Below are 7,354 nucleotides of genomic sequence, written 5' to 3'. Positions count from 1 at the left end.
TTGCCCAGCAGCTCCAGGGCCCTCACCTTGTCATGCAGCTTTATCTCAATGCCCAGTTGGCTGTACTTGATACCGGCGATTGCTGGAAGCTTTTCCTTGGACACTTGGCTGGTAGGCTTGACATCCAGCAGTCCGGCCCCGGTCACTGTCACAAAGTCTGTCCCGTTGGCAAAGGCGATGGCGGCCAGCTCTTGGAGCACTGTCTCCTGGGTGATTTTCAGCTTGCTTTGTAGCTCTCCCCGGCGTTTTTGGATTTCCTCCGAAACTTGAGTTTTATTGAGTAGTTCAATAGCTATCCTGGAGGCACTTTTTTCACTGTACCCAGCCCGCTTTGCGGCGGCGGTGGCATTGAGGTCCACCAGATACTCAGCCACAAACCGCTTTTGCTTTTCAGTTAGCTTTGCCACGCTCACCACCCCAAAACATGATAAAACCGCCCGGAAAAGGCGATTAAATGACAGAAATGACGGCGGCAAGGGTCTGGGTTTCAATCTCCATCACCTTGCCGCCGCTAACCAAGGAGGCAATGCTCATCTATGGGCACCACCCGCAGGTTACATTGTAGCATACATGATACCGAACAAAACGAACAAGTTTCAGCCGTTCCGATGTTTCAATGTTTCTCTATGTACCGATTGCACGCCACCCGTACACTGTCAGCCGTATTATTTCCCCCGATACAGGCCGCCACCTGGAGCCACGGCAGCCCATTCACAAAGCGATAGGTGAATATCTGCCGGAGGAGGCTGTCATCAATATCGGCAATGTAACGCTCCAGACGGCTCCGCTCATAGAGGCATTGCTGGTGCTTGGCCTCAATGATGCCCCGCAGATCAGCGATCTCCGCCGCATAGCGCCCCACGATGTCCGCCACGCCGGAGCCGTGCGGCATCCCCGTGATAACCTGGGCACCCGGCAGGGCCCTGGCCTCCAGCTCCCGGAGGCGGCGCTGGTCCATCTCGATCTCCCGGTTGAGGTAGTAAAGCTGGGAAAGCTCTTTCAATGTCACTGATCAGCCGCCTCCTCCGTTTCCGCCTTTTCTTCACCTTTCCACACGGGCTTGCACTCCCCCGTACCAAAGGCACACTTGACAGTACACACCTTGCAGGGGTCACCGCCAGCCATGACAAAATGCAGGTCATCAAGGGCTCTGGCCAGCATGGCATTGACCTGGGCCAGCTTTGCCTCAGCGGTGCGGGCCCGGTTCTGGGCTCTGTCACAAGCCTCCAAGGCCTCCTGGGCAGAGGAGACGGCGGCCTTGACCTCATCCAGTTCTGCCACCAGTTGGTCAGCCCTCAGCAGGTCCGCCTCATGCTGGACGGTCAGCCGGGCGTTTTCCCGGATGAGCTCATCCACAAAAATAGTCTCCTTATCAGTCACAATGCTCATTTTTTCGCATCCTCCTTGACTTTCTTTATTCTGGCTTTGAGGGCCCGCATGACGGCCTCATGGGTGTCCGCCCGGTCCCGGATGGTGGCCATGACATCCTCGTCCACACAGCCCTGCACCACCAGATAGTGAATAAAAACCTTGTCGTATGGGGAGCCCTGCCGCCACAAGCGGCAGTTACCTTGGTCATTCAGCTCAAAGGACCAGTTGAGGCCGTACCACACCACATGACGGCCGCCAGCCTGGAGGTTTAGCCCATAGGCGCAGCTTGCTGGATGCACCAGCAGCACGTCCACCTCTCCGCTGTTCCAGGCGTCCTCATCCTCCACGCCCTTGTAGACCCGCACCCTCAGCTTGGTCTTGGCCAGGCGCTCCAGGATGCGGTCCCTGTCGTGCTGGTAGCCGTAGAATGTCAAAGCGGGCTCCCCGTCAATGCGCTCCAGCAGCTCCATGTAGGCCTCCAGCTTGCAGTCATGCACCGGCACGATCTGGCCCTCGCTGCCGTACACCGCCCCGTTGCAGAATTGCAGGAGTTTCCCGGTGAGGACCCCGGCGGTGCCAGCGGTGATGATGTTTTCGTCAATCTCCAGCAGCAGGTCACGCTCAAACTGCTCATAGGCCTTTTTGGCCTTGCTGTCCAGCAGGATGGGGACCTCATGGGAGATGTTTTCCGGCAGTTGCAGGTAGTCCTCCGCTTTCATGGAGATGCAAATATCAGCGATGGCGGCCAGCACGGAGCTCTCTGCCCCGTCCTTTGCTTTATAGCTGAAAATCTGGGTCCGGCTCCGCTGGTCCGGGTCAAAGTATTGGTCCCGGTAGGCCCCCAGCGTGGGCCCCAGACGTGCCCCACCGTCCAGGAGATACACCTGGGCCCATAAATCAATCAGGCCCTTGGAGGACGGCGTGCCGGTCAGCAGGACCATCTTTTTGACAAAGCGCCGCACCCGTTTCATGGCCTTAAAGCGCTTGCTCCTGGAGTTCTTAAAGCTGGTGCTCTCATCCAGGACCACCATGTCAAAGGGCCACGCTTGCTTGTAATAGTCCACCAGCCACTCCACATTTTCCCGGTTGATAATATACACGTCCGCCGGTGTGTTGAGGGCCTTGATGCGCTTTTTGGTGGACCCCAGCACCACGGAGATGCGGAGGTGCTGGAGGTGGTCCCACTTGGCGGCCTCTTTGCTCCAGGTGGCCTCCGCCACCTTTTTAGGGGCCACCACCAGCACCCGGCTCACCTGCCAGCGGAAATACTTGAGAATGTTGACAGAGGTGAGGGTGATGACGGTTTTGCCCAGGCCTGGCCGGAGGAACAGCCCCACGGCGGGGTCCTCCACCACCCGCTGGATGCAATAGGCTTGATACTCATGCGGTGTGTACTTCACAGCCGGGCCTCCATTTCCAGGATAAAGGCGTCCACGCCCGGCTTGGTATCAATCCGCCGGACCTCAAAGCCCAAGGCGGCGATCATCCCGCAGACGTACTCTTGCAGCTTTCTCAGGTTTTTGCCGGGGGCCTTTGTCTCCACAAAGGTGATCTTTCCGCCCGGCAATAACACCACCCTGTCCGGCACCCCACTCAATCCGGGGCTCACAAATTTTAGCGCCATGCCTCCCAGTCTTTTCTTGACCTGTTCCCGCAAGTAGCGCTCCACTTCTTTTTCCAGCATTTTGACCTCTCCTTTTAGCCTGTAACATTTAACAATTTTCCTATTCTTTTATGCGTATTAGGCGGATTAGGCGGTTTATATACTCTCTAAATCCTCTATTTTTCAATCAATAGAAAATAAATGTTACAATGTTACAAAATCCTTGAAAGCCTTGCGGCGCAACGGTTTCAGCCGTAACATTTACTGTAACATTGCCTGTAACCTGTTACAAAATGCCTGTAACATTCAAGGGGTCAATGTTACACCAATGTTACAGGCAATGTTACACGGTTTTCTCAAAGCCCCTTTGCACCCCGCAGTAGCCAAAGCGCATTGTTTTCTCCGCTTTCTGCCAGTCCGCACAGGCCTCAATGATGCCGTTGATCTCCGCCGTGTCAATGTAGCGGATGTCCTTTTGTTTGCCGTCCAGGGCCTCACACCACACCTCCAAGGCACACACCTTGTCACGGTCCACCAGCTTGAGGTCACCCTGCACAGCGCCCGCCCAGAACATCCGGCGGCGGTCCAGCGGCCACTTGGCCCAGTCGCTTGGCACCTGCTTTGCAAGGAAGTCCAGGACGATGCCCTCACGGGTGCTGACTTCCCGGTGCTCCTCCTGCTTGATCTTGGCGGCCTCCTCCAGTTCACCACGCAGGTATAGGGGCTCACCCAGCCGCCAGCGGACCACGGCCTCCGCCCATATCTGGTCTATCTCTCCCGCCAGATCAGCCCACACGCTCTTGGTCACAGGCTCAATGCCAACATCCACCGGCCAAAAGCGCCGGTTGCCGGTCCTGTCCTGCAAAAAGTCCTTGGTGTTGGTGGTGCCGAAAAAGACACAGCACCGTGGCAGCTCCTTGACGTGGCGGCCATAGGCGGCCCGAAAGCGGTCCGTGCGTAAACTCAAAAACTGCTTGATGCGGGCCACGTCCGTGCGCCGGAAAGCGTCAAGCTCCGATATTTCCACCAGCCACACCCCCTGCAAAAGCTCAGAGGCCTCCTTGCCCTCAAAGGTGCGGATGCTGTCGTTAAACCATCCCCGGCTCATCTTATCCAGCAGGGTGCTCTTGCCAAGGCCCTGGGGCCCGGCCAAGATCAGCATATTGTCATACTTGCTGCCGGGCATCATGGCACGGGTCACGGCGGCGGTGAAAGCCTTGCGGGTCACCGCTCTGGTGTATGGGGTATCAGCGGCCCCCAGGTAGTCAATAAAAAGGGTGTCAAGCCTGGGCACGCCGTCCCACTGGAGGCCGCCCAAAAAGTCCTGTATCTCATTAAAAGCGTGGGCGGTGGAGTGGAGGGAGAGGGCCCCGTCAATCTTGCCGTTGCCGGTGATATGGTGGTATCGTTCCATGTACCAGTAAAGGCCCTCATTGTCATTGTCATCCCACAGGCGGCGCACCGTGCGGGTGTCCCAAGGCAGGGGCCCCAGGACCTCACCACGGCCCGCAAAGCGGTTGAGGGCAAACTTGCCCTTGAGCAGCGGGTCATGCTCCAGAATAATCCACACGTTGTCAATGGTGGCTTTTGGGAGCCCCGTCTGGGTGTTGATTGCCAGCTTGCTCATCCAGTTGGCCGGGTCCTCATCGTTGGTGGCTCCCACCCCCTCAAAGTCCTGCACGGCCTCCTGGTAGCGCTCCTGGCTCATAAGGGCGGCCACACCCACGTCCTGCACGGCCAGCTCACACATGGCCCGATAGGACGGGAGCCTGTTGGTGGGCGTCCCCGGCTGGGCCTCATCGTCCATGTCACCAAAGCGGTGGAGCCGGACCAGATCAAAGGCGTTGACCAGCCGCCCGCTGCATGGGTCAGTGGCGTGGTGGCTATACAAAAATTTGCCGTCATCGTAGATCACAGCCCCGCCGGTGGTAGAGCCGCCCAGATAGGTGTATCTGCCGGGCATACTGTCCACCGGCTCATACATTCCGGGGATGAGCTCCGACATAGCCCGGTACACGTCATATGTGCGGCAGAAAGCGCCCACCACGCCGGTCTTGGCATCCGGGTCACCCTGCTTGACGGCCAGCTTTGGGAGGCTCACAGCGCCCGGCACCTGGGGCCAGAGGCGGCAGTCCCGCCAGTCATCATATCGGGCCAGGAGCCCGTTGGCGGAGAGGAGGGGCTTGTCCTGCCAGGTGTAAATATACTGGCTATCCGCACAGCAGGAGGGCCAATACATGAGCCGGGAGACTTCAAAGGTGGTGGGGTCTGCCAGCTCCAGGCCTATGTATTCGGCCATCTTCCGGGCCAGGGGCTCATATTCGTCCGCTGACACGGTACGGTCAAGGGGCAGGAGCACCCGGAGCCGGGGGGCCGCCGGGCTGTGTTTACGGGTGGAATAGATGCAATAGCCGCAACCCAGGGCCTCCACCCGGCGGAGCACGTCCTCCGTGCCCCCGGCGGGGATGTTGTCCAGGTCCAGGGTGATGACATCCCGCCCGGTGACGGCGTTGGCCTTGCGGCGGGGGCCGGACAGAGTGCCGGCCATAAAGCCGCCCACGTCCTTGAGGTCATCCTGCTGGGCCTTTTTCATGCTGAGGTATTCCGCCAGCGTCTCCGTGCCCCTGGCGGGGGTCTGGAGCCGTGCCCATAGCTCAGATATGAGCATGGTCTGGGCGGTCCAGTTCATGGCCCGCCGGTTGTTTCCGGCGGAGATTGTAATTTTGCGGTCATACTGCATGGAGGGTTGCTCCTTTTCCTTGTCTTACGGCAGCCTCACGGCCCGGTCATCCCAGTATTCGGTGGCCCCCACTTTCCGGGGCCGGTTCTTAAAGGCCTCAATCCAGTCCGGCAAGCTCTCATTGATGCTGTCAAAGGTCAGGCCCCAGCTCTGGCAAGCGGCCACGGCGTCCTGGAGGAGCTGGCCCTCCCGGCACGTCCACAAGATCAGCCCGGCCCCGGCAGCTTGCCGCTCCTTAGCCTTGGCGATCACGGCCCAGTTGGGGGCTCCAATGCGGGGGTATTCGTTCACGCACAGGCAGCCGTCAAAGTCGATGGCAACAGCGTCTCTCACCGAAAGCACCTCCCGGTCTTTTTGTCCCGGAGCTCGATGCGGGCCAGCAGCTCAAAGCCGCTTTCCGCTATGACGTACTTGAGCACCTTGATAAGAAAATTGACCTTTGCGTCCAGAGCCTCCTCCTCACGGATGATGGGGCGCAAGGCGTGGTATGCCGTAGGGTCAGGGCACCCGCTGGCATTGAGAAAAGGGTTTTTGTTGTCTGGCATTTTGGTCACCTCTTTGCTATTTCTTCAAAAACGATCTGCTGGGGCAGGACGCCCCGGCACACATACACGCTGCTAAAGGGCGGGTTGAGAGACGGCGCTTGCTCCTGGTAGTCCTTGAAATACGCCACCCGGCGGTTAAAGTACATGATTTCAAAATCGTGCGATCTGAACATCTCAAAGCGCCGTTGACTTTCAAAGAGCCCCACTACACCCACCAGCATGGCAAAAGGCACACCCAGGGAAAACAAGCGCTCCAGCACGTCTCCCTTGAGGGAGTAGGGCGGATTGCTGATGATGTAGTCACAGGCCAGGGGCTCCGTCTTGAAAAAGTCAAAGCCGCCGGAGATGTGAGTGGCGGTCACCTGGTAGCCGAACAAGCGAAAGATTTTCACAAAGAGGCTGTCCTCCGTGTCAAAGGGGCACCAGATAGAGACGGGCTTGTCCACATAAGGGGGGGGGAGATGCCGGAGCAGAGGGGTGATTGCATAGGCTGGGGTGTAAAACTCATCATTTTTGCTGTTGGCCACCTCTGCCACCTTAAAGCCGCCGCTCACCGCTGGCTCCTTTTACAGCGCCCGGCGTTCTCATTGGGCTCCCAGTCCTCCACCACGATCACAGGCTCACCGGGGCCCTTGTCACAGATAAAGTCACCCTCTCCGATGTAGGTGCAATGGTCACACATTCCGGGGTCACACATCCGGGGCTTTTCTTGCCGCTGGTATTTCTTGCGTTTTGCCATGGGTCAACGCCTCCTTTAGTTCAAAATAGGGGGATGAGGTCATCATTTTCCGGGGCCTCATCCGGGAAGTGCTCTTTTGTGACGGCAATGGGAAAGTCCTCAATTTCACTGGCCCACAGACAGGAGCCTTTACCGTTGAGCCATTCCCAGATCAGCGGAAAGCCGCCTATGCCGTCAAACAAGCTGGCCATGGTGGGCTCCTCAGCGGCGCACAGGCTCAGACGGGTCAAAACGTAGGCCCAGGGCGGGAGGGCTACCGAATTATGTTGAGCTTCACATAATTCGGTTTATTTAATCATAGTCGTTATGTGAAGAACAAATGTGAAAACTGCGTCAGGAGAGAATTCCTGACGCAG

11 protein-coding genes are annotated in these 7,354 nt (G+C 58.1%); all 11 read right to left on the bottom strand.

Going from position 1 to position 7,354, the window contains the following annotated elements; all coding sequences use genetic code 11:
• Positions 1 to 407: terminase small subunit (locus NFS22_RS22590; RefSeq protein WP_251319906.1), on the bottom strand; the 407-nt coding region annotated here is incomplete at its 3' end.
• A 206-nt stretch (positions 408 to 613) separates the two neighbouring features.
• Positions 614 to 1,009, bottom strand: coding sequence for a hypothetical protein (locus NFS22_RS22585; protein WP_251319905.1), 396 nt, complete (start codon positions 1,007 to 1,009; stop codon positions 614 to 616).
• A complete protein-coding gene (locus tag NFS22_RS22580) occupies positions 1,006 to 1,389 on the bottom strand; it encodes a hypothetical protein (protein WP_251319904.1) in 384 nt (127 codons plus the stop codon). Before NFS22_RS22580 ends, NFS22_RS22585 begins: the two co-directional genes overlap by 4 nt.
• Positions 1,386 to 2,771 carry a DEAD/DEAH box helicase gene (locus tag NFS22_RS22575; protein ID WP_251319903.1) on the bottom strand — a complete coding sequence of 462 codons (1,386 nt, stop codon included), beginning with the start codon at positions 2,769 to 2,771 and terminating at the stop codon, positions 1,386 to 1,388. Before NFS22_RS22575 ends, NFS22_RS22580 begins: the two co-directional genes overlap by 4 nt.
• The gene (locus NFS22_RS22570) at positions 2,768 to 3,055 is read right to left on the bottom strand and encodes a PDDEXK family nuclease (RefSeq protein ID WP_251319902.1); all 288 of its coding nucleotides are present in this window, start codon (positions 3,053 to 3,055) and stop codon (positions 2,768 to 2,770) included. The genes NFS22_RS22575 and NFS22_RS22570 overlap by 4 nt, the downstream gene beginning before the upstream one ends.
• Before the next feature lie 262 nt (positions 3,056 to 3,317).
• A complete protein-coding gene (locus NFS22_RS22565) occupies positions 3,318 to 5,714 on the bottom strand; it encodes a virulence-associated E family protein (protein WP_251319901.1) in 2,397 nt (798 codons plus the stop codon).
• 24 nt (positions 5,715 to 5,738) lie between these two features.
• Complete coding sequence (locus tag NFS22_RS22560; protein ID WP_251319900.1) at positions 5,739 to 6,047, bottom strand: hypothetical protein; 309 nt, start codon at positions 6,045 to 6,047, stop codon at positions 5,739 to 5,741.
• The gene (locus NFS22_RS22555; protein ID WP_251319899.1) at positions 6,044 to 6,259 is read right to left on the bottom strand and encodes a hypothetical protein; all 216 of its coding nucleotides are present in this window, start codon (positions 6,257 to 6,259) and stop codon (positions 6,044 to 6,046) included. Before NFS22_RS22555 ends, NFS22_RS22560 begins: the two co-directional genes overlap by 4 nt.
• 5 nt (positions 6,260 to 6,264) lie before the next feature.
• Positions 6,265 to 6,813 carry a sugar-phospahte nucleotidyltransferase gene (locus NFS22_RS22550; RefSeq protein ID WP_251319898.1) on the bottom strand — a complete coding sequence of 183 codons (549 nt, stop codon included), beginning with the start codon at positions 6,811 to 6,813 and terminating at the stop codon, positions 6,265 to 6,267.
• Positions 6,810 to 6,998 (bottom strand): hypothetical protein, encoded by a 189-nt coding sequence (locus NFS22_RS22545; RefSeq protein WP_251319897.1) that lies wholly within the window; start codon positions 6,996 to 6,998, stop codon positions 6,810 to 6,812. The genes NFS22_RS22550 and NFS22_RS22545 overlap by 4 nt, the downstream gene beginning before the upstream one ends.
• Before the next feature lie 20 nt (positions 6,999 to 7,018).
• Complete coding sequence (locus NFS22_RS22540) at positions 7,019 to 7,228, bottom strand: hypothetical protein (RefSeq protein ID WP_251319896.1); 210 nt, start codon at positions 7,226 to 7,228, stop codon at positions 7,019 to 7,021.
• Positions 7,229 to 7,354 lie beyond the last annotated feature (126 nt).

It is taken from the genome of Flintibacter muris (assembly GCF_943192995.1).
Classification (GTDB): domain Bacteria; phylum Bacillota; class Clostridia; order Oscillospirales; family Oscillospiraceae; genus Lawsonibacter; species Lawsonibacter muris.
Note: the sequence above shows the minus strand (reverse complement) of the source record. Positions and strands in the feature narration are given on the sequence as shown.